Origin of the sequence: Enterobacter sp. T2 (genome assembly GCF_010692925.1) — a bacterium.
Taxonomy (GTDB): domain Bacteria; phylum Pseudomonadota; class Gammaproteobacteria; order Enterobacterales; family Enterobacteriaceae; genus Enterobacter; species Enterobacter kobei.
In genome coordinates, this window is the sequence record NZ_CP048736.1 from 3,436,608 (window position 1) to 3,460,937 (window position 24,330).

Genomic DNA, 24,330 nt, shown 5'->3' on the forward strand with positions numbered 1-24,330 from the left:
CGGAGAGGGCTCTGTGTCAGAGGATTTGCCCGAGAACCTGACGCAGATGGGCACCCGAACCCAGCAGGCCAGGGTTATCATGCACGATGAGATAAACAGGAATATCCTGCACGTAGCTTCTGAAGCGTCCTTTATCTTCAAACCCACCGCGGAAACCTGAAGCTTTAAAGAAGTCGAGGAAGCGTGGCACAATCCCGCCCGCAATATAGACCCCACCAAAGGTGCCCAGCGTTAGCGCCAGGTTGCCGCCGAAACGTCCCATGATCACGCAGAACAGCGACAGGGCACGACGGCAGTCAATGCAGCTGTCCGCCAGCGCGCGTTCGGTGACGTCTTTCGGCTGCAGGTTTTCCGGCAGACGTCCGTCCGATTTCACAATTGCACGGTACAGGTTCACCAGCCCGGGTCCAGACAGGACGCGCTCGGCAGAGACGTGACCGATCTCAGCACGTAACTCTTCGAGAATAATGCCCTCTTCTTCGCTGTTTGGCGCAAAGTCTACATGACCGCCCTCACCCGGCAGGCTTACCCAGCGCCGATCAACATGCACCAGATGCGAAACGCCCAGACCCGTACCGGCACCGTAAACCGCAATCGGCTTTCCCTCGACCGGTTCAGCACCGCCGAACTGGATCAGATGCTCTGGCTTGAGCATCGGGATCGCCATAGACACGGCGGTGAAGTCATTGATGATTTCCAGATGCGCAAAACCGAGATTCTTTTTCATCTCTGCAATAGAGAATGCCCAGGTATGGTTGGTCATGGCGACCCAGTCGCCAGTTATCGGGCAGGCAATGGCAATGCAGCCATCCTCGACGCTCACCTGATGTTCATCCAGATAGACGCGGACAACGGCCTCAAGGCTGGGATAATCTAACCCCGAGTAGGTTTTCGCCCGGGAAATTTCACCGCTACTTACATCGCATAATGCGAGGCGCGCGTTCGTGCCGCCCACATCACCTACCAAAGCATACTTTGTCATTCTTCTACTGCTCCGCTAAAGTCAGAATAAATCTTTGGGACACTGTAAATTCAAGGCGTGATAACAACAACGACTGGAAGGTGAATGCCCATGGATTATCGATCTTCGTCACAGAATAACTTTACCGTTTCAGCACCTTTTGCACTATTGCCATAAAGCTGATTGTGCAGAGTAACGTTATACCGTTTTGTACAAGGAAATCATCATGCTCCACCCGCGAGCCAGAACCATGCTGTTGCTGGCAATTCCGGCGCTCATCATTGGCGTGGCGTCAAGCCTGGTACTCATTGTCGTGATGAAAGTCGCGTCGGTGCTGCAAGCCCTGCTATGGACGGCGCTTCCGGCGAAACTGGGGATCACCGCTGATTCTTCAGCGTGGATCATTTTGATGCTGACGTTAACCGGTATTGCGGTAGGCCTGGTGATCCGATTCAGTCCCGGCCACGCCGGACCGGACCCGGCGCTGGAGCCGCTGATTGGCGCCCCGGTTCCGCCCTCTGCGCTGCCGGGGTTGATCATCGCGTTAATTGTGGGCCTGGCGGGCGGCGTCAGCCTCGGACCAGAGCATCCCATTATGGCGGTGAATATTGGTCTGGCGGTGTTCCTGGGCTCACGCATTTTACCGCGCGTGGGTGCGCTGGACTGGACGATCCTCGCCTCCGCAGGCACCATCGGGGCGCTTTTCGGGACGCCCGTCGCTGCCGCGCTGATTTTTTCACAGACGCTTACCAGCAACAATGATGTCCCGCTCTGGGACAAACTGTTTGCTCCCCTGATGGCCGCGGCGGCGGGCGCGCTAACAACCAGTCTGTTTTTCCATCCCCACTTTTCCCTCTCACTGCCCCACTACGGAGAGATGCGAATAGCGGATATTTTCAGCGGTGCCATCGTCGTTGCGATTGCCATCGCGCTGGGGATGGTCGCGGTATGGTGTCTGCCACGCCTGCACCGGCTAATGCATAAACTCAAGCATCCGGTGTTGATTCTGGGCACAGGGGGATTGATCCTCGGTATTTTAGGCACCATCGGCGGGACGGTGACGCTGTTTAAAGGCCTGGACGAGATGCAGCAGTTGGCCTTCAGTCAGGTATTTAGCGTTTCCGATTATCTGCTGTTTGCCGTCATCAAACTGGCGGCGCTGGTCGTCGCGGCTGCGTGCGGTTTCCGCGGTGGACGCATTTTCCCGGCAGTCTTTGTCGGCGTGGCGCTGGGGCTGATGTTGCACGAACATGTGGATGCGGTTCCGGCGGCAATTACCGTCTCCTGCTCGATTCTGGGTCTGGTTCTGGTGGTGACGCGTGACGCATGGCTGAGCCTGTTTATGGCGGCGGTTGTGGTGCCGGATTCGACGCTGTTCCCGCTGCTCTGCATCGTGATGTTGCCCGCCTGGCTCCTGCTGGCGGGCAAACCGATGATGATGGCCTGGCGAAACGATAAGTAATCAGGCGCTGTTGCGCGCTTCCAGCGCTTTGGTGAGCGCGCTCAGCAGCGGCGGTATGTCGGATTTCGGCAGCATGACCTCGATCAGCGAAAGCCGCTCGTGGTGCGCCACTTTTTCCAGCACATCCACCAGCTCGCCCGCCTCACTCACCTGCCAGCACTCGGCCTGAGGCGCGAGACTTAGCGCCTGAGGAAGGTGCGTCCAGTTCCAGAGCGCAATATCATTATACCGTTGCTCTGGTCCATGGATGGCCCTTTCGACCGTGTACCCTTCGTTGTTCAGCACCAGAATGATCGGACGTTGTTTATCACGCAACATCGACCCGAGCTCCTGAATAGTCAGCTGCGCCGCGCCATCCCCCGTCAGCACTATCACACGCCGGTTCGGGCAAGCCGTTTGTGCGCCAAACGCTGCGGCCAGCGTGTAGCCGATCGACCCCCACAGCGGCTGGACGATAAAATTCACGTCAGCCGGAAGGCGCAGGTCAATGGCGCCGAAGGCCGAAGTTCCCTGATCGGCAAGGATGATGTCTCCTGGGCGAATAAACGTTTGCAACGTTTTCCAGAAATTCTCCTGGGTCAGCGCGCCCTCCGGCTGAGGGAAGCTCATTGCGCGATGGTAAGCTGGCGCAGGTTTATCATGCACATGCTGTTTGCACAGTTCCACCAGCGTTTCGATTGCCTGAAGCATCGGGATGCCGGTAAACCAGACGTCACCGACGCGGGCAGCGTGAGGCTGAACTTCTATCGTTTGGGCCGGGGTTAACTGATGGGTGAAACCGGCGGTGAGGGTATCGGTAAAACGGGTGCCGATGCACAGTACCGTATCCGCCCCTTCAATCGCCTCTTTTACCGGGCCGGCGCTTGCCGAGCCGCTGTATGTGCCGTAAAAACCGGCATGACGTTCGTCGAATATCCCTTTACCCATTAGCATCGTGGCGTGCGCCATCGGCACGTCCTTCACCCACTTCTGTAGCGCATGCTTGTGTCCATGGCGCAGAACAAGGAAATCAGCTAACAGCGCGGTGCGCTTGCTGGTTGCCAGTTTATTTTCCGCAGCATCCCGAAACGCTTTCAGGCAGGCACTGTCGGCATGGGCATGGTGAAGTGTGAGAGCGTTTACAGGAGGCGTGGCGGCTTTTTTTGCCACGTCGGCAGGTAACATCAAATAGCCGGGGCGACGCTCCCGGAGCATGGTGGTCAGAACCCGGTCGATTTCATAGCAGGCGTTTTGTTCGGTCAGGATCGCCTGAGCGACGGTAATCGGCTCGCTCATATGATAAAAATGGCGGAACTCCCCATCACCCAGCGTATGGTGCAGCAGTTCCCCTCGTTGCTGTGACGCCGTCCCCGGCGCCCCGACAATATGCAATACCGGAACGTGCTCGGCATAGCTTCCCGCGATGCCATTCATGGCACTTAACTCGCCGACACCGAATGTTGTGAGCAGCGCGGCGAAGCCCTTGCAGCGGGCATATCCGTCAGCGGCATACGACGCGTTTAATTCGTTGGCACAGCCCACCCAACAGATGTCGGGGCTGTCTATTACATGGTCGAGAAACTGCAGGTTATAGTCGCCCGGCACGCCAAACAGATGATCGGCTCCACAATCAGTAAGACGGTCCAGCAGGTAATCGGCGACGCAGTATGGGGTACGCATGAACAGGTATCCTTCTAATGTTGACCTCACTTTGAGTATTAGAGAAGCGTGATGGCTGTCCAGAATCAGCGGTAAGAAGGGTATGGAAAGAATGCTTTACAAAAAAGGCTGCGCTATGCTGCTTTTTTTCACGTTAATGTAAACGCATACACTGATTTTTCTCATCTGCGCACGAGGTCATAAAATGGGTTATCAGCCGGATAAAAATCGTTACCAGACAATGCAGTATCGTCGCTGCGGTCAAAGCGGGCTCAGGTTGCCCGTCATATCGCTGGGTCTGTGGCATAACTTTGGGGACGCCACGCGTCTCGAAAACAGCCGTCAAATTTTACAGCGCGCCTTCGACCTGGGTATTACGCATTTCGACCTTGCCAATAACTATGGTCCTCCACCGGGGTCGGCCGAGCGTAATTTTGGGCGTATTTTGCAGGAGGATTTTCTGCCCTGGCGCGACGAGCTGATTATCTCGACGAAAGCGGGATATACCATGTGGGACGGCCCCTACGGCGACTGGGGATCGCGTAAATATCTGCTTGCAAGCCTGGATCAAAGCCTGAAACGCATGGGGCTGGAGTATGTCGATATCTTCTATCATCACCGTCCTGACCCGGAAACCCCGCTGATTGAAACCATGAAAGCGCTTGACCATCTGGTGCGCCAGGGAAAAGCGCTGTATGTCGGGTTATCCAACTATCCTGCAGAGCTGGCGCGAAAAGCGATTGATATCCTGAATGACCTTGGCACGCCCTGCCTGATCCACCAGCCGAAATACTCCATGTTTGAACGAGGACCGGAAGGGGGTTTACTGGCCGTGCTACAGGAAAAAGGCGTCGGCTGTATTCCCTTCTCGCCGCTGGCGGGAGGACAGCTCACCAACCGATATCTGAACGGTATTCCCGCGGACTCCCGTGCGGCAAGTGGCAGTCAGTTCCTCAACCCGGATCAGATCACCGAAGAGAAGCTGGAAAAAGTGCGTAAGCTCAATGCCCTGGCGGAAGACCGCGGCCAGAAGCTATCGCAGATGGCGCTGGCCTGGGTGTTGCGCCATGACGACGTGACGTCGGTGCTGATTGGGGCAAGTCAAGCGGCTCAAATTGATGACGCCGTTGGCATGCTGGAAAACCGCCATTTCTCCGCGGAAGAGCTGAACCTTATTGAAGAAATACTGAGTAGCTCAAAATAAAACCACTTTTAGCAAAAAGTGCTCTGAACCTGGAATTCGGAGTTGAGGCGATGAAACGAGGCTTTACCAACTCGTAATATTGCGTTAACAGGCCCCACAAAGGCCCCGATCGTGAAGGAGAAAGAGTATGTTCAGGTCACTGATTCTTGCAGCGGTATTACTGGCTTCCGCCCCGCTCATCGCCACTGCTGGCGAAATCACCCTGTTGCCATCAGTAAAATTACAAATTGGCGATCGTGACGACTACGGCAGATACTGGGACGGTGGCTACTGGCGCGACCGTGACTACTGGAACCGTCATTATGAATGGCGCGGTGACCGCTGGCGCAGGCACGATAATGGCCTGCATCGCGGCTGGTACAAAAACAACGCCTATGAACGCGGCTACCGCGAGGGCTGGAACGATCGTGACGACCGCCGCGGTGGCTGGGGTCACGGCCCAAAAGGACACGGTGGTCACGGCCACGGTCGTCATTAATGTAAAATGTAAAAAAGGAGCCTTTCGGCTCCTTTCTATTTTATAACCCCAGCGCTGTGCCAATCAACAGCCATAAATTTAGCGCCACAACCACTACTACAATTGCCCATCCTGTCCGTTTCACCAGCGTCGAGTTAACCAGATCGCCCATCAGGGCTGGATTGCTGGTAAAAATCAGCAGAGGAACCAGCGCCAGTGCGATACCAAAACTCAGCAGCACCTGACTCATCACCAGAATTCGCGTGGGATCAAGCCCCATCAGAATCACAACAAACGATGGCAGCATGGTGACGGAACGACGAACCCACAGGGGAATATGGAAACGCACAAATCCCTGCATCACCACTTGCCCCGCCAGCGTGCCCACCACCGTGGAAGAGAGACCGGCAGCCACCAGGCTCAAACCAAAAATCGTGGCAGCAGCATGGCTCAGTAACGGCTCCAGCGTGAGATACGCCTGGTCGAGATCGGCAATACCGGTATGACCGTTAAAGTGAAAAGCGGCGGCTGCGGTGGCCATCATCGCCAGGTTCACAAAACCCGCGATGGTCATGGCAATCGCCACATCCCATTTGGTTGCCGAATAACGTTCTTTACACGTCCCACCGTGAAGATGCTGGGTCAGCGAAGAGTGCAGATAAATGACGTGTGGCATAATGGTCGCCCCAAGCACCCCGGCAGCCAGGAAGACGGCTTCCGACGTTGGCAGGCTGGGGATCACCATGCCTTTACCAAGCTGTACCAGGTTTGGCTGGGAGAATATCAGCTCGACAATATAGGCCGCCGCGACAAACAGCAGCAGCCCACCAATCACCTTTTCAAGCGGCTTTTGCCCCCGACGCTGTAACATCAGGATCAGGAAAGTGGCAATCCCGGTCAGGACCGCCCCTTGCAATAGCGATACGCCCAGAATCAGCTTAAAGCCGATCGCCGCACCGATAAATTCAGCGAGATCGGTTGCCATGGCGATGATTTCAGCCTGCACCCAGTAGAGCCAGACGGCCGGACGTGGGTAGTGGTCGCGGATTTGTTCTGCCAGGTTTTTGCCCGTAGCAATCCCCAGTTTTGCTGAGAGCATTTGAATCAGCATCGCCATCAGGTTCGCCCAGACGACCACCCACAGCAACTTATAGCCGAAGCTGGCCCCGGCCTGAATATTGGTCGCAAAATTACCCGGATCGATATAGCCAATGGCAGCAATGAACGCAGGTCCCATTAATGCGAACCGCAGCTTGCGCGCCGCTCTGCCACTGCTACCCTCTACGCGACTGTTAGTCATTATCTGCCTCTGGAAATATAGCCTTTGCTATGTTTAATGCTATCAAAATGAGAATGATTATCAAGATCATTTAAGTGGTTAAACATGATTTCTCTGATAGCTAAGAACGATAGATGGGCAGGTGGTGCGACATCACAGAATGTGAAAATGCGCAGTCATTTGTGAAGCGTAGCACACAAACTTAACTTTTCACTCATTTACCTAACATAACGAAAATGTATTGTGGATCACTATTTTTGAGACTCGTCACAGGATGTAACTATAGTGTGTCCTTGATCTCGTTTTCTTTTCGCTTGTTGCATAGAATGTGCACGAAAATTAAACCTGCCTCATATTTGGAGCAAATATGGACCGCGTCCTTCATTTTGTCCTGGCACTTGTTGTCGTTACTGCACTCGCATTGCTGGTCAGCACAGACCGCAAAAAAATTCGTATTCGTTATGTTGTCCAGCTGCTGGTCATTGAAGTTTTACTTGCGTGGTTCTTCCTGAACTCCAACGTAGGTCTCGGCTTCGTAAAAGGCTTCTCCGAAATGTTCGAAAAACTGCTCGGATTCGCCAACGAAGGGACCAACTTTGTCTTCGGTAAAATGAACGACGAAGGTCTGGCGTTCTTCTTCCTGAAGGTGCTGTGCCCCATCGTCTTCATCTCCGCGCTCATCGGTATTCTGCAGCACATCCGTGTTCTGCCGTTCGTGATTCGTGGAATTGGTTTCCTGTTATCCAAAGTCAACGGCATGGGCAAGCTGGAGTCTTTCAACGCCGTCAGTTCCCTGATCCTCGGTCAGTCTGAGAACTTCATCGCGTATAAAGATATTCTCGGCAAAATGTCGCGTAACCGCATGTACACCATGGCGGCAACCGCAATGTCTACCGTTTCCATGTCTATCGTGGGCGCGTATATGACCATGCTGGAGCCAAAATATGTTGTCGCTGCGCTGGTTCTGAACATGTTCAGCACCTTTATCGTGCTGTCGCTGATCAACCCATACCGCGTTGACGCCAGCGAAGAGAACATCCAGATGTCCAACCTGCACGAAGGCCAGAGCTTCTTCGAAATGCTGGGCGAGTACATTCTGGCCGGTTTCAAAGTGGCGGTTATCGTTGCCGCCATGCTGATCGGCTTCATTGCGCTGATCTCTGCGCTGAACGCCCTGTTCGCCGCGGTGCTGGGTATCTCCTTCCAGGGTATTCTGGGCTACATCTTCTATCCTGTTGCCTGGGTGATGGGTGTTCCGGCTCACGAAGCGCTGCAGGTGGGCAGTATCATGGCAACCAAACTGGTTTCTAACGAATTCGTTGCGATGATGGATCTGCAGAAAATTGCCAGCACGCTTTCTCCGCGCGCGGAAGGCATCCTGTCCGTGTTCCTGGTCTCCTTCGCGAACTTCTCATCCATCGGTATTATCGCCGGGGCGATTAAAGGCCTGAACGAAGAACAGGGTAACGTGGTTTCACGCTTTGGCCTGAAACTGGTGTATGGCTCCACTCTGGTGAGCGTTCTGTCCGCGTCCATCGCAGCGCTGGTCCTGTAACGTTTACTGCAAAACAAAAAACCGGGAGCAAGCTCCCGGTTTTTTTATGCCCGAATTTCTTCCAGCGGTTTGGGTTTACCTATCAGGTAGCCCTGCAGGTAATCCACGCCGAAGCGAAGCAACATCTCCCGCTGTGCGGGTGTTTCGACATACTCCGCCACCACACATAGCGATTTCGTCTTCGCCAGATTACACATCGACTGGACGATCATCGCATCCATGTCATCAGTACAAATGTCTTTAACAAAGCAGCCGTCAATTTTGATGATATCCGCCTGCAGACGTCTGAGACGCTCGTAGTTGGCGTACCCCGTACCAAAATCATCAATAGCAATCCGGAATCCACAATCCCGCAGTTGCTGAATATTATTGATGCTGCAACCTGAATTGGAGAAAGCCTGCTCTTCGGTGATCTCAATGACCACGGTTTGAGGGGCAACGCCGTACCGTTCAAACAGCGCACAAATCTCGGTCGCTACCTCTTTTTGCATCAGCGTGAGCGGCATCAGATTGACGGAGAAACGGGCCCCAGGCTGCGTCGCAGGATGATCGCGCAGCCACAGCAGTAATTTTTCCATAACGCACATATCAAACCGGTGGCTAAGGTTGAACTGAGCAATCAGCGGAATAAAGCGATCAGGGGTGATGATTTCGCCCTCGCTCTCCATACGCGTCAGAATTTCGTAGTAACCGCTACCGTCTGCCTTCTGGATCGGTTGCGCGTATAAATGGAACTGACCCGCCTCCAGGGCATGCTTAATCCGCGCTAACATCAGGACGCGCTCTGTTGTTTGTCCTGATGCAGCCTCCAGGCTATTCGTCAGCGCAAGTACGTTCTGTCCTGCACAAGATTGCTCAGCCAGCCAGCTTAGTTGCCCCAGCGTGTGATGCAATTTTTCACCGTTTTCGACCATCCCCCAGGAGGCACCAAACTCAATATCCAGCCCGGTGTTGTTCCAGAAAATTTTCCGGCTGTTCAACCGATCAACCATATGCTGGAGACGCTCAGCAATTTCCGGCCCCAGCAAGACCACCACCAGCTCGCTTCCGGGCAACTGGAAGAGCATCTCGTCCTTTTGCAGAAGGGGCTGCAGCGACGAGGCGATCGTGCGTTTGCAGTGGACCCGCATCAGGATCCCGTAATGGCGGCTCAAAAATTCCAGGTTATCCATGCGCAGAATGCACACTTTGGCATCCTGGTGAATCTCAAGATACTCCTCCAGCGCACGGATATTGGGCAAACCGGTCAGCGGATCGGTCAGCGCTCTGCCCTGCCATCCCCGCTTCAGCCACTCGCTACGCTGGTAAATCCGCGACATGTAAAGCAAGCAGATGGCAAACGAGATCAGCACGGACAGGATAAAGGAGAGTGAATGGCCCGACTCCACACCATTCAGGAAGTTATAGTTGTAGGTCAACAGCAGAAGCGCTGAAGCAGCCCAAAGCAGAGAGATAAGTGCATAGGTCAGGCGGCTTATCGCTAAGGTAAAGAGAATAAAAATCAGCGGCATTAAATAGCCCGCTATAACAGGGGATTCAAAAGGGCCACATAAAACAGCGAGAATGAAGCCTAGAAGCATGAGCCAGACAAATATAAACAATGAATTCTTATGGAAAAAAATGGGCTTCACGCTTCGTCGCCAGAAGGTAATGGCATAACGAGGATTAATTATCATTCTTAACGGGTAATAAAACATCATCGTAAAAATCAGCGCCGCGCCTATCAGACTTTGAATATCCACGACGTTATAAATTACCGTCCCTTCACCGAAGAAGGTGGAGATAGTTACCGGGAAATCAAACAAATAGCCCGCTAAATACATCGACATTTTAATGCCGAGTGGCACAATAAAACCGAGCCAGAATATCCGTAATCCAATGTGCTTGTTAGGAATGCAGTAGCGCCAGCGCCTGCCCAGCATAAGGCGCAACAAGCCGCACGCCGCGAACAACGCAAAGGTCTGACAAAACAGCAATACTGAATATTGTAGCGGTGCTAAATTAATATAGAATAAATTAGTGACAGTAAAACCTAACAGAATGGGAAGAATTGCCCGACGACCAAATAACAGAATTACCGCCAGCATAACGCTCAGGGGTAACCATGCTAAATAAACGTCGTGACCATTCACAATCGCGCGCGGGGAGAGATAACGGGAGAAAGGAACCGCGATCAGGCATATCGCCAGGGCAATTATAAATATCTTTACATTATTGTACGTTTTTCTATTCATTAAGCTGATGCGATTATTATCCGTTCATATCATTGACCGGATGGATAATAGGTTTATTAATTGTGCGAATCAAGTTGAAGTCTATTTATGGACAGGTTTATTGATTTCGATTGAGGTCAGGTACAGGAATACCTTCTTTTTGATAACAAAATGCGGTGGTGAACGTTACAAACAGATAAAAAAAACCCTCGTCTTTTGACGAGGGTTTAAAATTTTGGTGGAGCTAAGCGGGATCGAACCGCTGACCTCTTGCATGCCATGCAAGCGCTCTCCCAGCTGAGCTATAGCCCCACATGTGACTTTACTGACCGCACTCTGTTGGGTTCAGAGTTTGGTGGAGCTAAGCGGGATCGAACCGCTGACCTCTTGCATGCCATGCAAGCGCTCTCCCAGCTGAGCTATAGCCCCATCGTAAAGCTGTCATGTTGACGGGCGGCATAATATGAATTCCGCCGCGGAGTGTCAACGGCAAATTCATTGACCGTGATTCAATCGCCGAAAATTCATGCAAATGAATCACTTTGCGAGCCTGCTCGCAGTCATGAGTTAAGCCTGTCACGTTTTCACGTTAAACGGTGCTATAAAATGAGCCGTTAATTAACCCCACGAATATTCAGGAAATTGTATGATCAAGGAACGAATGACGCCGGAAGAGTTAGCCCTGCTCACCGGCTATAGCCGACAGACCATCAATAAATGGGTACGCAAAGAGGGTTGGATAACGTCACCAAAACCAGGCGTCCAGGGGGGCAAAGCACGCCTGGTACATGTGAATGAAAAGGTGCGTGACTTTATCCGCAGCGCGCGACGGGCAACGGAGACATCCGCAATGCCTGACGGCGTCAGCAATGAGCGTTCGCTTCATACCCTCCTCCTGACGCTGGCAAATGAAATGACGCCAGAAGAGCAGAAGCAGATGACATCACTGTTACTGCGGGAAGGGATTACCGGTTTGTTACAACGTCTAGGAATTCGCGACCAGAATTAATATGAAAAGATTACGTAGCAAAATGACCACGGAAGAGCTGGCGGAGAGTTTAGGCGTTGCCAGGCAAACGGTGAATCGCTGGATACGCCAGCAGGGATGGGAGACCGAAGGTCTCAATGGTGTGAAAGGCGGTCGGGCGAGGCTCATACACGTCGATGCGCGCGTGAAGGAACATATCATGCGCCTCCCGGCTATCCGAAACCGTCAGGCAGTATACCACCTGGCAGAGACAACAGCGCCATACATTGTCCCCTCCTCTACTCTGCGACCGGATATCATTGCGACGCTGGAAAACCTGACGCCGTCTGAACAGGAACGTCTGGATGCATTCCTGAAGCGCGAAGGGTTACGCGGCTTTCTTACCCGTCTGAATCTGGCTGAATATACGGCATAAAAAAACGGCAGGTCCCCCTGCCGTTCTGCCAGACTAAAATGTGATTACTGCTGGTTTTCACGTGCCGCAATAAAGTCCAGCGCTTTGTTAATACGCGCCACGCTGCGTGATTTACCAATTGCATGCACGGTCACATCCAGTGCCGGGGACTGGCCCGCACCGGTCACCGCAACACGCAGCGGCATACCGACTTTACCCATACCAACTTCCAGCTCGTCCGCCGTCGCCTGAATAGCGTGATGCACGTTCTCTGCGGTCCAGTCAGCGATCGCAGTCAGCTTGTCTCGCACCAATTCCAGCGGCTGACGCGCAACCGGGCGGAGGTGTTTCTTCGCCGCATCCGCGTCAAACTCATCAAACTCTTCATAGAAGTAGCGGCAGCTTTCAGCCATTTCTTTCAGCGTTTTGCAGCGCTCGCCGAGCAGTTTCACCAGGTCCGCCAGTTCAGGGCCTGTACGGGTATCAATATTTGCCTGCTCAATGTGCCACTGAAGGTAAGTCGCCACGTATTCTGGCGGCATGGTATTGATGTAATGATGGTTCAGCCACTGCAGCTTATCGGTATTAAATGCGCTCGCTGATTTGCTCACTGAGCTCAGAGAAAAGAGTTCGATCATCTCTTCGCGGCTGAAGATCTCCTGGTCGCCGTGGGCCCAGCCCAGACGCACCAGATAGTTCAGCAGCGCTTCCGGCAAATAACCGTCATCGCGATACTGCATAACGCTGACCGCGCCGTGACGTTTAGACAGTTTTTTCCCGTCGTCGCCGTTGATCATGGAAACGTGTGCATAGACAGGCACAGGGGCGTTCAGCGCTTTCAGAATGTTGATCTGGCGCGGCGTGTTGTTGATATGGTCTTCACCACGGACAACGTGGGTAATTTCCATATCCCAGTCGTCAACCACAACGCAGAAGTTATAGGTTGGGGAACCATCGGTGCGGCGGATGATCAGATCGTCCAGCTCCTGGTTGCTGAATTCGATCGGGCCACGGATCTGGTCGTCAAAGATCACCGAGCCATCCTGCGGGTTAGCAAAACGCACCACGCACGGTTCATCAGCAGCATGCTCGCTATGGTCATGGCGGCAGCGGCCGTCATAACGCGGCTTTTCACCGTTTGCCATCTGCTCTTCACGCAGCGCATCAAGACGCTCTTTGGAGCAGTAGCATTTATACGCCGTGCCCGCGACCAGCATCTCATCAATAACTGCGTTATAGCGGTCAAAACGTTTGGTCTGGAAATACGGGCCTTCATCCCACTCCAGGTTCAGCCAGTTCATCCCATCCATAATGGCTTCAATTGCTTCCGGCGTGGAGCGCTCAAGATCGGTGTCTTCAATACGCAGCACGAACTCACCTTTGTTGTGGCGTGCAAAAAGCCAGGAATAGAGAGCAGTACGAGCACCACCGACGTGCAGATAGCCTGTCGGGCTCGGCGCGAAGCGAGTTTTGATTTTCATGAAATGGCCTTACGTTATAAAGATGCCGGCAATCGGCAAATCCCGGGGAAAAAACAATGGGCAATATTCTATCACTGTGGGGGGATTCCTCAATGTTCATCCCTTTATCATGAGCGAGTTTGCTGTTTTTGTTTAGAAATCATGCGCCACCGCCCGTTTTGCGATCGTTTTGTTTAATTTTACGACGAACGAATAAAAACTTTAGAAAATGCGTTGACTCATTTTCAACTCTCCCTATAATGCGACTCCACACAGCGGGGGTGATTAGCTCAGTTGGTAGAGCATCTCCTTTACACGGAGGGGGTCGGCGGTTCGAGTCCGTCATCACCCACCATCTACTTCGGTAGACTCGCAGTATAGATAAGTTTTGAGATTGGGCGATTAGCTCAGTTGGTAGAGCATCTCCTTTACACGGAGGGGGTCGGCGGTTCGAGCCCGTCATCGCCCACCATTCTCATCTTATCGCAGTAGTTCCGAAATGGGCGATTAGCTCAGTTGGTAGAGCATCTCCTTTACACGGAGGGGGTCGGCGGTTCGAGCCCGTCATCGCCCACCATTTCGGGTCGTTAGCTCAGTTGGTAGAGCAGTTGACTTTTAATCAATTGGTCGCAGGTTCGAATCCTGCACGACCCACCAATGTAAAAAAGCGCCCTAAAGGCGCTTTTTTGCTATCTGCGCATCTGCAGTTTGTCTACTTTCCTGCCGTCAACGTCTCAATCAACGTCTTCACCGCCGGCGTCACCTGTTTCTCGTTATACACGACATACAAATCTGCCGGAATACGCTCTTTCAGCGGGCGAAACACCACGCCCGGCCACTGCATTTGCGCGTAACTGTCGGCAGCGAGCGTAATCCCCATCCCCATGCTTATCATCGCCAGTACCGTTTGTGGCTCTACGGCTTCGCGTACAATCATCGGTGAAAAACCGGCCTGCTGGCAGACGCGATGTAAAAATGCCCAGTCAGAATGTGCTGACGGCATCGTGACGAAATACTCGTCCTGTAAATCAGCAAGCGCAACGGAGGGTTCCCTAACCAGCCGGTGATCTTCCGGCATCGCCACAAGAAACGCCGCCTCGCGCAACCGCACGCTGGTAAACCCCGCGGTGGGTTCCGTTGCCATTCGCCAGATCCCAATATCCAGCTCCTGACGCTCAAGCAGCGCCATCTGCATGACCGGCGACTTTTCGCGAAAAACGACATCAACATTCGGATGTTCTTTCAAAAAAGTGCGCATAACCGTGCGCACCTCACTCCACATGGCGGTACCGACAATACCCAGCTCAATACGCCCTGCCTCACCCCGGCCAATTTGTTCGACGCGCGCCAGAGCCTGATTTGCGCTGGCAAGCAGCCGACGAGACTCTTCCATCAGCACTTTACCCGCATGCGTCAACGCGACGCTTCGCGAGTGGCGAATAAACAGTAACGTGCCCAGCTGGCTTTCCAGCTCTTTAATGTGCAGGCTTAATGGCGGCTGGGACATATTGAGACGGGCCGCAGCCCGTCCAAAATGCAGTTCCTCCGCCACGGCCAGAAAATAGCGCAGCAGCTTGAGGTCGGTTCGATAGACGCGTTCCATCAAAACATATCCTGGCGATAACACTTAAGCGCCTACCTTAAAGCCTTTCACCGCAGAGAGGGGAAATTTAGTGCGCAACTGTGCGCATCTCGCTGTTTTTACTGGCGTGGTGGTAGTTAAAGCTGAAATAAAACACTACGGCCAGTACCAGGGCATAGGCTGCAAACACCAGCCAGATCGTCTGCCAGTCTTTCACCCCATCCACCGAGAAATAATCAACTGCCATACCGCTCAATACCGATCCGAAATAAGCCCCAATACCGTTAACCGTCGTCATAAACAGCCCCTGTGCGCTGGCGCGAATATCGGTGCTGACCTCCTGTTCGACAAACACTGAGCCGGAAATATTGAAGAAGTCGAATGCACAGCCATAGACAATCATGGAAAGCATGAGCAGCACAAAGCCCGTTGCGGAGGGGTCGCCAAAGGCAAACAGACCAAACCGGAGCATCCAGGCCACCATGCTCATCAGCATCACGGCTTTAATACCAAACCGTCCGAGGAAGTACGGAATGGTCAGAATGAAGAACACCTCTGACATTTGCGAAACGGAGAGCAAAATGGACGGGTACCTGACGATAAAGCTATCTGCATACGCCGGATTACGGGCAAAATCATGCAGGAAGGGGCTACCGAAGGTATTGGTGATCTGCAGCACAGCACCCAGCAGCATCGCGAACAAAAAGAACACCGCCATGCGAGGCTGTTTAAAAAGAACAAAGGCATTAAGGCCCAGCTTGCTGGCCAGAGACTGGGACGTTTTCTGCTTCGCCACGGGAATGGCCGGCAACGTCAAAGAATAGAGCGCCAGCAGCAGAGACGCGCCAGCTGCAATATAAAGCTGCACGTTGCTTAGCTCCGCCCCCATCAGGCTTATGGCCCACATTGCCGCAATAAAGCCCACGGTGCCATACACCCGCACGCGCGGAAAATGGCTTACCGTCTCCAGACCCGCCTGCTCAAGACAGGAATAGGAGATCGTATTCGACAGCGCAATGGTGGGCATAAAGGCCATCGCATTGACCAGCATGACCCAGAACATCAGGCCGGGCTCATTCACCTGCGCGGCGTAACAGAGTGCGGCGGCACAGACGAGGTGGCAAATGACGTAGGCGCGGTCTGCCCGTAGCCATTTGTCGGCGATGATTCCCACCAGCGAAGGCATCACGATCGCGGCAAGGCCTTTGGAGCTGTAGACCATGCCCACGTCGGAGCCGGTAAAGTGTAGGGTGTTGATCATGTAAGCACCGAGGGTAACCAGCCAACTCCCCCAGATAAAATATTGCATAAAGGACATCATCTTTAAGCGAGTCGTGATGTTCATAGCCCATTCCTTATAGCAGTGTGGCCCTAACGGGCCACTTTATTGTTTTACTCAGGCAATATGGCGGAGAAAACCGCAGATAAGATTGATGAAGTTCTGGCGTGAGAGCTCAGCCGCCGCGAGCGTCTGCTCATGCGACAGCTTTACCTCGCCCAAACCTTCGGCGAGGTTGGTAATTGCAGAAACGGCTACAACCTTCAGGTCACAGTGGCGTGCGGAAATCACTTCCGGCACCACGGACATGCCGACCACATCACCGCCGATAATTTGCATCATGCGGATCTCTGCCGCCGTCTCGAAGTTCGGGCCCGGATAAGAGACAAATACCCCTTCATGCAGCGGGAAACCCTCTTTCGCCGCCACGGTTTGCAGCATCGCACGGTAATCCGCGTCGTAAGCATTGGCCAGGGAGAAGAAACGGTCGCCAAAGCGCTCATCGTTCAGCCCCACCATCGGCGTGCCAGGCATGGTATTGATATGGTCGCTCAGGGCAACCAGGCTCCCCGGCAGAACTTCCGGGCGCAATGAGCCTGCCGCATTGGTGCTAAACAGCAACTCACATCCCAGCAGTTTGAACGTGCGGATCGCATCGGTCATGATGGTCATCCCGCGCCCCTCATAGAAGTGCCCTCGCCCTTTCATACAGGCAACAGGCACCCCGGCAAGATGCCCCAGCACCAGCTCGCCTGCGTGGCCGTGGACGGTGCTCACCGGGAAGCCCGGCAGTTTTTCATAGCTCAGGGAAACGGCATCATCAATCTGGTCGGCGAGCGCGCCAAGGCCAGAGCCGAGAATAAACGCCACGCGAGGCGTGAAGTCAGGCTTAGCCGCACGGATAATATCGGCGCAGTACCACGGGTTATTTGAGAGGGTCATAGAGGCTCCTTGAGAATGAAGATCGCGATAGCATGGATCGCATGACCCTAGTCTTATATCCGGAGCCTGCGGGTGACCTCCAATACACTTTCCCGACACCATCAATACTGTTTTTGTATCAATGTAACGCCCTGCCAGATATGGCTGTTTTGCTCAAGCTAATCCCGTCAGTGCCGATACCTCTGTTTTATAACGCGAGGAAAAAGTATGACGACCATTCAGGCTTCAGCCCCACCCATTCAAACCAGCGGCGGCGGGAGTGGGGCTTCCGGCGGGAACGATATTGCTGCGCAAATCAGCCGTATTCTCGACAAAATCCAACAGCTGACTCAGCAGTTAAAAGAGCTGGCGGACAGTTCCGGCAGTGCAGATGAAAAGAAAAAGCAGCAGGAGCTCATTCAGACCCAAATCACCGTGCTACAGGCGCAGCTCGCCGCGCTGCAGCACCAGCAGGCTGAAGAGGAGCAAAAGAAACAGGAGCAAGCGCCGGGTAAAGTGGAAGGGGTGAATAGCCCGACAGACGATCATCAGATCGATATCTATATTTAATCGTCGGATGCGTTAAACAGTGGGTCGCGTATGCGGGCCTCGGTTAATCGCTGTGCCTGGATACGCACCACTTCCCATATAGCCTGCGCCGCCCCCGAGAGGGAACGATTTTTGCGCCGTACTAACATCAGTTTTCGCTCGACAACAGGCGTTAAACGCTTCACGGCCAGTCGGCTCCCCTGCGGCAGGGGGAGCGCCAGAGCGGGCAACACGCTGATCCCAATTCCGGCTTCCACCATTGGAAACAGCGTGGCCGGATGCCCAATTTCCTGCACGATGGTGGCCTTTACGCCCTGATTAACCAGCGCGGAATCGATCAGCGGACGGCTGCCGGAGGCATAATCCTGCAAAACCAGGTTCGCGCCCTGCAGGGACTGCCAGTTGACCGCCGGCAAGGTTGCCAGCGGATCGTCATCCCGGCAGAGCAGTAAAAAAGGCTCAGAAAGCACGCTTTCGCACGCCAGGTCGCTCACCTGGCCGGGGTCGATCACAATACCAAAATCCACATCTCCCTGACGGATGCTTTCCAGCACCCACTGCTGCGGCCGGTCATGCAACACAAAATCAATGTCCGGATAGCGGTGGTTTCCCTCCGCGATACACTGCGGGATAAGGTGTGCCGATATTGTCTGGCTGGCTGCGACCCGCACGGTGCCCGAAAGCTGCTGCCCCAGCCTTCCCACGTCTCTGAGCGTGCTGTTCAGTTCATCCAGCAGACGTTCGAGGCGCTGGGCCAGCTGCTGCCCTGCTTCGGTCAGCACCACTTCGCGTGTGGTACGGTCAAGCAACCGCACGCCGGTCTGATTTTCCAGCTCTTTCACGCTGTGGCTGACGGCTGACTGGCTGAGGCCAATCATCTCTCCTGCCCGGCTGAAGCTACGGGCATGGGCGACGGTGACAAAAATACGAAGCTGGCGTAAGGAGTAATTCATCTGTTTAATTCATGAATGAATGCAATAAATCAATTTTATTTCTCAAATGGAAAAAAGCACAATAGCGACATCTGTTTTCAGGAGTCATTATGAAACTATTTCGTATTGTTGATCCGTTTACGCTTACTCTGGTGGTCACCGTTTTACTGGCCTCGTTTTTCCCGGCCCGCGGTGGTTTCGTCCCGTTTTTTGAGGGGCTGACGACGGCCGCTATCGCGCTGCTGTTCTTTATGCACGGCGCAAAACTCTCCCGCGAAGCGATTATCGCGGGTGGTGGCCACTGGCGACTGCACCTCTGGGTGATGTGCAGCACCTTTATTCTGTTCCCCATCCTCGGGGTGCTGTTTGCGTGGTGGGCGCCAGTTAACGTCGACCCGGCACTCTATACCGGTTTTTTGTATCTCTGTATTCTGCCAGCCACCGTGCAGTCGGCCATTGCGTTTACCTCCCTCGCGGGTGGCAACGTTGCGGCCGCGGTCTGCTCCGCATCGGCATCCAGCCTGTTAGGGATTTTCGTCTCCCCGCTGCTGGTGGGGCTGCTGATGAACATGCATGGCGCGGAAGGTAACCTTGAGCAGGTGGGCAGGATCTGTCTGCAACTGCTGCTGCCCTTTGTCCTGGGCCATCTCTCGCGCCCGTGGACAGGTGCGTTTGTGACGAAGCATAAAAAGTGGATCTCCAAAACCGACCAGACCTCAATTCTGCTGGTGGTTTACTCCGCCTTCAGCGAAGCGGTCGTGAACGGGATCTGGCACAAGGTGGGCGCAGGCTCACTGCTGTTTATCGTGGTCGTCAGCATTGTCCTGCTGGCGATTGTCATTGCCGTAAACGTCTTTGTGGCACGTAAATGCGGCTTCAACAAAGCAGATGAAATTACGATTGTTTTCTGCGGTTCGAAGAAGAGCCTGGCGAACGGTATTCCGATGGCCAACATTCTGTTCCCGACCTCGGTAATTGGGATGATGGTATTGCCGCTGATGATTTTTCATCAGATCCAGCTGATGGTCTGCGCCGTGCTGGCGCGTCGCTATAAACGTCAGACGGAAAAACTGGCGCAGGAAGAGACCCGCGCCGCGAAGGCTTAAGGACGTTTCAGGGGCTGAACCAGCTGGGTCAGCCCCTCGGTTTTGATCAGCAGCGTGATAGCCATCAGCTCGCCCAGTCGCCCGGCCGGGAACTCATCCTTACGGGCAAACCACAGCAGATACTCCTCCGGCAAATCGATCAGCCTGCGGCCCTTATATTTACCGAACGGCATCTCCGTATTGGCGATCGCAACGAGCTGCTCTTTTTCCACGTTACTCTCCTAACAGACGCATCATTTCCGCTTCGTCGATAACCTCAATGCCGAGTTCCTGGGCTTTCGCCAGCTTCGAACCCGCTGCTTCCCCGGCAATCACCAGGTCGGTTTTCTTCGACACGCTGCCCGCCACTTTTGCGCCCAGCGCCACCAGACGCGCTTTCGCATCGTCGCGTGAAAGCTGGCTCAGGCTGCCGGTCAGCACCACCGTTTTACCGGCGAACGGACTGTCGATCTCTTCGGCATTAACCACCACCGGCGCGGGCCATTTGATGCCCTCTGCCAGCAGTTTGCCAATGACTTCGCGGTTGCTCTCTTCCGCAAAGAAGTTAAAGACGTGCGTGGCGACTACAATGCCGACATCCGGCACTTTCTGCAGCTCGTCGATGCTTGCCTTTTCCAGCGCCTCCAGCGTGCCAAAGTACGCCGCCAGACCTGCTGCCGTTGCTTCCCCCACTTCACGGATGCCCAGCGCGTAAAGGAAACGGGCGAAGGTGGTCTCTTTTGCGGCTTCCAGAGCGTTAACCACGTTCTGCGCCGACTTCGGCCCCATGCGATCCAGACCGGTCAGCTTGCCCGCCGTCAGTTTGAAGAGATCCGCTGGCGTATGCACATACTCTTTTTCAACCAGCTGATCGATAATCTTATCGCCCATGCCGTCGACGTCCATGGCGCGACGGGAGACGAAGTGCTTCAGTGACTCTTTACGCTGCGCGCCACAGATCAGGCCGCCCGTACAGCGCGCTACCGCCTCACCTTCAACACGCTCCACGTCAGAGCCACACACCGGGCAATGGGTCGGGAAGACCACTTCACGCGTATCATCAGGGCGTTCAGACTCAACGACGTTCACCACTTGCGGAATAACATCGCCCGCGCGACGAACCACCACTTTGTCACCAATCCGCAGGCCCAGACGTTCAATCTCATCGGCGTTATGCAGCGTGGCGTTACTCACCAGCACGCCCGCGACCTGCACAGGCTCAAGACGGGCGACCGGGGTAATGGCACCCGTACGGCCGACCTGGAACTCCACATCGCGAACGAAGGTCATCTGTTCCTGAGCAGGAAACTTAAACGCCACCGCCCAGCGCGGCGCACGTGCCACAAACCCGAGTTGCTCCTGAAGCGCCAGTGAGTTCACCTTAATGACAACGCCATCAATATCAAAACCGAGCGTCGGACGGTCCGCTTCCACCTTGTGGTAGAACGCGAGTACCGCTTCTGGCGAGTCACAGAGCTGTACGCGGTTACTCACCGGCAGACCCCACGCCTTAAACTGCATCAGGCGCCCGAGGTGCGTATCCGGCAGCTCGCCTCCCTCCAGGATCCCCACGCCATAGCAGAAGAAAGTGAGCGGTCGCTTCGCGGTGATACGCGGGTCAAGCTGGCGTAAAGAGCCAGCCGCCGCATTACGCGGGTTAGCAAATACTTTCCCGCCGGTGCGGCGCGCTTCTTCGTTGATTTTCTCGAAACCCGCCTGGGGAAGAAACACTTCGCCGCGCACTTCCAGACGCGCAGGAATGTTGTCCCCCTGCAGCTTCAGCGGGATCGCGCGGATGGTACGCACGTTGGTCGTAATGTCTTCACCCGTCGTGCCGTCGCCACGCGTCGCGGCACGCACCAGCACGCCGTTTTCGTAGAGAAGACTGACCGCCAGGCCATCAAGCTTCAGCTCGCAGCACCAGGTGAGAGCGTCGCTGCTTTTCAGACGGTCCTGCACGCGCTTGTTAAACGCGAGGAAGCTCTCTTCATCAAAGACGTTATCCAGCGACAGCATCGGTACTTCATGGCGTACCTGGCTGAACGCTCCCAGCGGCTCGGCACCGACACGCTGGGTGGGAGAATCCGGCGTAATGAGTTCCGGGTGCTGCGCCTCCAGTTCGCGCAGCTCGCGCATCAGGCGGTCATACTCCGCATCCGGCACCTCCGGCGCGTCCATAACATGATAGAGATATTCATGATGGCGAAGCGTGGTTCGCAGGTCAGTGAGTTGTTGTTCGATTGAGTCCATATCGCACCATCAATGAGAAAAAACCCCCGACATGCGGGGGTTGAGGAGGAGTTGACGTAAACGCGATGATTACGCGTTGGCTTCCTTAACTTCGCGGATGCGGTCCTGATACTCGCGCAGTTTCTGCGGGGTCATCATTCGACGCTGATCGTCGAGCACCACACCGCCTACTTCGTCAGCGATGTGCTGAGCGGATTGCAACATCAGCTTAAAGTTTTGCAGTTCATCACCGTAAGAGGGCACCTGCATAAAGATGGTGACACCTGGGGTCACGAAATCACCGGTCATTTCCGGATCAAAAGTACCCGGGTTGACCATATTGGCCAGGCTGAACAGCGCCGGGCCGCTACCGTCAGGGCTCAGGTGGCGATGGAAAATATTCATGTCGCCAAACTTGAAGCCTGCCTGTTGAATACTGTTAAGCAGCACATCACCGTTGAGATGGCTACCGTGATGCGCGGCCACGTTCATGATGATCACCGCTTCTTTACGCTGCGGTTTTTCAACAACCGGTTCTGGCTCTGCTACCGGTTCTGGCTCAACATGCTGTGCTGGAGCAGGCTGCGGCGCTGGCTGCACATGAACAGGCTGCTGCGGCTGTTGTACCGGCTGCGCGGGCTGTTGTTGCACAGGCTGCTGCACGGGTTGCGGTTGAACCGGCTGTGGCGCAGCAGGCTGCTGATGGACAGGCTGTTGCGGCGGCTGGCGCACAGGCTCTTCTACCGGCTGCGGCGCCTGCTGGCGCGGCTGAGCAGAGGCGTACGGCGGTTGATACTGGTGCTGCGCAGGACGGGGGGCTTCATGCTCCCCATGAGCCGCGCCGGGCGCAGTATTGACCCGATGAACACGAACTTCACCCACGCCGTCATCGTCGCGACCGTCGATGTCATCTTCAATGTCATCGTCATCACGACTGGACTTCATGCGCTTCAGTGGGCGATCGCGGAACATCGAAGAACGCTCTTTACGGCTGGTCCAGAAACCATGTACCAGTAAAGCGATTATGGCGATCGCGCCAACAATGATTAATATCAGACGCAAATCCTGCATCATTATATTCTCTGTTGTTCTAACACCTTGCCACCACGGCAAACATTTACTCACTAAGAGTATTTGCCGTTTACGTCAAGTGCAAGTGTGTGCAGAGCATTCACAGCATAAAGATGAAGGAAATCGTGCTTTTTGCTGGTTTTTCGAACATTTCCGAACTGGTCATTAGCCTACAAGTGGATAATATAGGCGGCAATTCCACTGGTTGTGAAAAAAGGAGTACAGCCTGGTTATGGTTTCAACATCGTCTTCTCCCCCACGCAGCGGCGTCTGGTATTTTTCTCAGGGCTGGAAACTGGTTTCACTGCCGGGTATCCGACGCTTCGTCATCCTTCCGCTGTTGATCAACATTCTTCTGATGGGCGGCGCGTTCTGGTGGCTTTTTACAAAGCTCGAGAGCTGGATCCCTGCGTTAATGAGCTATGTGCCCGACTGGCTACAGTGGCTGAACTATCTGCTCTGGCCGGTGGCGGTTATCTCCGTGCTGCTGGTGTTCGGCTATTTCTTCTCAACCATCGCTAACTGGATAGCCGCACCGTTTAACGGCCTGCTGGCAGAACAGCTGGAGGCGCGGCTTACCGGCGCGACGCCGCCGGACACGGGCGTGCTCGGGGTCATGAAAGATATCCCCCGCATCATGAAGCGCGAGTGGCAGAAATTTGCCTGGTACCTCCCCCGGGCGGTAGTGCTGCTTATCCTCTATTTTGTGCCCGGCATTGGCCAGACCGTGGCGCCGGTGCTGTGGTTCCTGTTCAGCGCCTGGATGCTCGCCATCCAGTATTGTGATTATCCGTTCGATAACCACAAGGTACCGTTTAAAGCGATGCGCAACGCCCTGCGTACCCAGAAGGTCGCCAATATGCAGTTCGGCGCGCTAACCAGCCTGTTCACGATGATTCCCTTCCTGAACCTGTTCATCATGCCGGTTGCTGTGTGCGGCGCGACGGCAATGTGGGTGGACTGCTACCGTGCTAAGCACGCGTTATGGAAATAATGCAAAAATGTGTAAAGCAGGGGTGGCTTATGCCGCCCCTTATTCCATACTGATCCCCATTATTTCCTTGCAGTATA

Annotated in this window: 21 protein-coding genes and 6 tRNA genes; 13 read left to right on the top strand and 14 right to left on the bottom strand. The window is 54.4% G+C overall.

Features of this window, described 5'->3' with window-relative positions; translation table 11 throughout:
* Positions 1-16: 16 nt before the first annotated feature.
* The gene (gene glk / locus G0034_RS16535; RefSeq protein WP_014884719.1) at positions 17-982 is read right to left on the bottom strand and encodes a glucokinase; all 966 of its coding nucleotides are present in this window, start codon (positions 980-982) and stop codon (positions 17-19) included.
* A 205-nt stretch (positions 983-1,187) separates the two neighbouring features.
* On the opposite strand from glk, the gene G0034_RS16540 reads away from it, so the two are divergent.
* Positions 1,188-2,423, top strand: coding sequence for an ion channel protein (locus G0034_RS16540; protein ID WP_023338609.1), 1,236 nt, complete (start codon positions 1,188-1,190; stop codon positions 2,421-2,423).
* Here G0034_RS16540 and ipdC read toward each other — a convergent pair whose 3' ends face one another.
* Positions 2,424-4,082: an indolepyruvate decarboxylase gene (ipdC, locus tag G0034_RS16545; protein WP_179121110.1), complete on the bottom strand. Its 1,659-nt coding sequence runs from the start codon at positions 4,080-4,082 to the stop codon at positions 2,424-2,426.
* Positions 4,083-4,266: 184 nt separating this feature from the next.
* On the opposite strand from ipdC, the gene mgrA reads away from it, so the two are divergent.
* Positions 4,267-5,265: an L-glyceraldehyde 3-phosphate reductase gene (mgrA, locus tag G0034_RS16550; protein WP_179121111.1), complete on the top strand. Its 999-nt coding sequence runs from the start codon at positions 4,267-4,269 to the stop codon at positions 5,263-5,265.
* Between the two features lie 127 nt (positions 5,266-5,392).
* Entirely contained in the window at positions 5,393-5,743 is a 351-nt protein-coding gene (locus G0034_RS16555) for a DUF2502 domain-containing protein (RefSeq protein ID WP_014884723.1), read from the top strand.
* Positions 5,744-5,783: 40 nt separating this feature from the next.
* Here G0034_RS16555 and G0034_RS16560 read toward each other — a convergent pair whose 3' ends face one another.
* Positions 5,784-7,022 (bottom strand): Nramp family divalent metal transporter, encoded by a 1,239-nt coding sequence (locus G0034_RS16560; RefSeq protein WP_023338612.1) that lies wholly within the window; start codon positions 7,020-7,022, stop codon positions 5,784-5,786.
* A 346-nt stretch (positions 7,023-7,368) separates the two neighbouring features.
* Between G0034_RS16560 and G0034_RS16565 the strand changes: the two genes are divergently transcribed.
* Positions 7,369-8,556: a NupC/NupG family nucleoside CNT transporter gene (locus tag G0034_RS16565; protein WP_014884725.1), complete on the top strand. Its 1,188-nt coding sequence runs from the start codon at positions 7,369-7,371 to the stop codon at positions 8,554-8,556.
* Positions 8,557-8,600: 44 nt separating this feature from the next.
* Here G0034_RS16565 and G0034_RS16570 read toward each other — a convergent pair whose 3' ends face one another.
* The 3 genes from G0034_RS16570 to G0034_RS16580 all read right to left on the bottom strand — a co-directional run bounded on the left by G0034_RS16570 (position 8,601) and on the right by G0034_RS16580 (position 11,198).
* Positions 8,601-10,790, bottom strand: a complete 2,190-nt coding sequence (locus tag G0034_RS16570) for a sensor domain-containing phosphodiesterase (protein ID WP_032635939.1) — start codon at positions 10,788-10,790, stop codon at positions 8,601-8,603.
* A 215-nt stretch (positions 10,791-11,005) separates the two neighbouring features.
* A tRNA-Ala gene (locus tag G0034_RS16575) sits at positions 11,006-11,081 on the bottom strand.
* Positions 11,082-11,122: 41 nt separating this feature from the next.
* Positions 11,123-11,198: transfer RNA gene (locus tag G0034_RS16580), tRNA-Ala, on the bottom strand.
* A gap of 217 nt (positions 11,199-11,415) precedes the next feature.
* On the opposite strand from G0034_RS16580, the gene G0034_RS16585 reads away from it, so the two are divergent.
* Both G0034_RS16585 and G0034_RS16590 read left to right on the top strand, forming a co-directional pair.
* On the top strand, positions 11,416-11,778 hold the full coding sequence (locus G0034_RS16585) for a YfeC-like transcriptional regulator (protein ID WP_023338614.1): 363 nt from the start codon (positions 11,416-11,418) through the stop codon (positions 11,776-11,778).
* Between the two features lies 1 nt (position 11,779).
* A complete protein-coding gene (locus G0034_RS16590) occupies positions 11,780-12,172 on the top strand; it encodes a YfeC-like transcriptional regulator (RefSeq protein WP_032629138.1) in 393 nt (130 codons plus the stop codon).
* 44 nt (positions 12,173-12,216) lie between these two features.
* On the opposite strand, the gene gltX is transcribed toward G0034_RS16590, so the two are convergent.
* The gene (gltX, locus tag G0034_RS16595; RefSeq protein ID WP_032635936.1) at positions 12,217-13,632 is read right to left on the bottom strand and encodes a glutamate--tRNA ligase; all 1,416 of its coding nucleotides are present in this window, start codon (positions 13,630-13,632) and stop codon (positions 12,217-12,219) included.
* Between the two features lie 258 nt (positions 13,633-13,890).
* On the opposite strand from gltX, the gene G0034_RS16600 reads away from it, so the two are divergent.
* The 4 genes from G0034_RS16600 (at position 13,891) to G0034_RS16615 (ending at position 14,268) form a co-directional block, all read left to right on the top strand.
* Positions 13,891-13,966 (top strand) — tRNA-Val (locus tag G0034_RS16600).
* A gap of 41 nt (positions 13,967-14,007) precedes the next feature.
* Positions 14,008-14,083, top strand: a tRNA-Val gene (locus G0034_RS16605).
* Between the two features lie 29 nt (positions 14,084-14,112).
* A tRNA-Val gene (locus tag G0034_RS16610) sits at positions 14,113-14,188 on the top strand.
* Positions 14,189-14,192: 4 nt separating this feature from the next.
* A tRNA-Lys gene (locus tag G0034_RS16615) sits at positions 14,193-14,268 on the top strand.
* 55 nt (positions 14,269-14,323) lie between these two features.
* Here the strand turns inward: G0034_RS16615 and G0034_RS16620 are convergent.
* The 3 genes from G0034_RS16620 to xapA form a co-directional block, all read right to left on the bottom strand.
* Positions 14,324-15,214 carry a LysR family transcriptional regulator gene (locus G0034_RS16620; protein ID WP_032635933.1) on the bottom strand — a complete coding sequence of 297 codons (891 nt, stop codon included), beginning with the start codon at positions 15,212-15,214 and terminating at the stop codon, positions 14,324-14,326.
* Positions 15,215-15,281: 67 nt separating this feature from the next.
* The gene (locus G0034_RS16625) at positions 15,282-16,538 is read right to left on the bottom strand and encodes a nucleoside permease (protein WP_023331034.1); all 1,257 of its coding nucleotides are present in this window, start codon (positions 16,536-16,538) and stop codon (positions 15,282-15,284) included.
* Positions 16,539-16,589: 51 nt separating this feature from the next.
* Entirely contained in the window at positions 16,590-17,414 is an 825-nt protein-coding gene (xapA, locus tag G0034_RS16630; RefSeq protein ID WP_179121112.1) for a xanthosine phosphorylase, read from the bottom strand.
* Positions 17,415-17,621: 207 nt separating this feature from the next.
* Here xapA and G0034_RS16635 point away from each other — a divergent pair, with 207 nt between their 5' ends.
* Positions 17,622-17,963 carry a FlxA-like family protein gene (locus tag G0034_RS16635; protein WP_014884732.1) on the top strand — a complete coding sequence of 114 codons (342 nt, stop codon included), beginning with the start codon at positions 17,622-17,624 and terminating at the stop codon, positions 17,961-17,963.
* Here G0034_RS16635 and G0034_RS16640 read toward each other — a convergent pair.
* Positions 17,960-18,895 carry a LysR family transcriptional regulator gene (locus tag G0034_RS16640; RefSeq protein WP_014884733.1) on the bottom strand — a complete coding sequence of 312 codons (936 nt, stop codon included), beginning with the start codon at positions 18,893-18,895 and terminating at the stop codon, positions 17,960-17,962. The two genes, G0034_RS16635 and G0034_RS16640, sit on opposite strands and share 4 nt — an antisense overlap.
* Positions 18,896-18,984: 89 nt before the next feature.
* On the opposite strand from G0034_RS16640, the gene G0034_RS16645 reads away from it, so the two are divergent.
* The gene (locus G0034_RS16645; protein WP_014884734.1) at positions 18,985-19,980 is read left to right on the top strand and encodes a bile acid:sodium symporter family protein; all 996 of its coding nucleotides are present in this window, start codon (positions 18,985-18,987) and stop codon (positions 19,978-19,980) included.
* Here the strand turns inward: G0034_RS16645 and G0034_RS16650 are convergent.
* The 3 genes from G0034_RS16650 to zipA all read right to left on the bottom strand — a co-directional run bounded on the left by G0034_RS16650 (position 19,977) and on the right by zipA (position 23,262).
* Entirely contained in the window at positions 19,977-20,192 is a 216-nt protein-coding gene (locus G0034_RS16650) for a DUF3820 family protein (protein ID WP_014884735.1), read from the bottom strand. The two genes, G0034_RS16645 and G0034_RS16650, sit on opposite strands and share 4 nt — an antisense overlap.
* Before the next feature lies 1 nt (position 20,193).
* Positions 20,194-22,209 carry an NAD-dependent DNA ligase LigA gene (gene ligA / locus G0034_RS16655; RefSeq protein ID WP_045268310.1) on the bottom strand — a complete coding sequence of 672 codons (2,016 nt, stop codon included), beginning with the start codon at positions 22,207-22,209 and terminating at the stop codon, positions 20,194-20,196.
* A 69-nt stretch (positions 22,210-22,278) separates the two neighbouring features.
* Positions 22,279-23,262 carry a cell division protein ZipA gene (gene zipA / locus G0034_RS16660; protein ID WP_045134549.1) on the bottom strand — a complete coding sequence of 328 codons (984 nt, stop codon included), beginning with the start codon at positions 23,260-23,262 and terminating at the stop codon, positions 22,279-22,281.
* A gap of 229 nt (positions 23,263-23,491) precedes the next feature.
* On the opposite strand from zipA, the gene cysZ reads away from it, so the two are divergent.
* Positions 23,492-24,253 (top strand): sulfate transporter CysZ, encoded by a 762-nt coding sequence (cysZ, locus tag G0034_RS16665; protein ID WP_179121113.1) that lies wholly within the window; start codon positions 23,492-23,494, stop codon positions 24,251-24,253.
* Positions 24,254-24,330 lie beyond the last annotated feature (77 nt).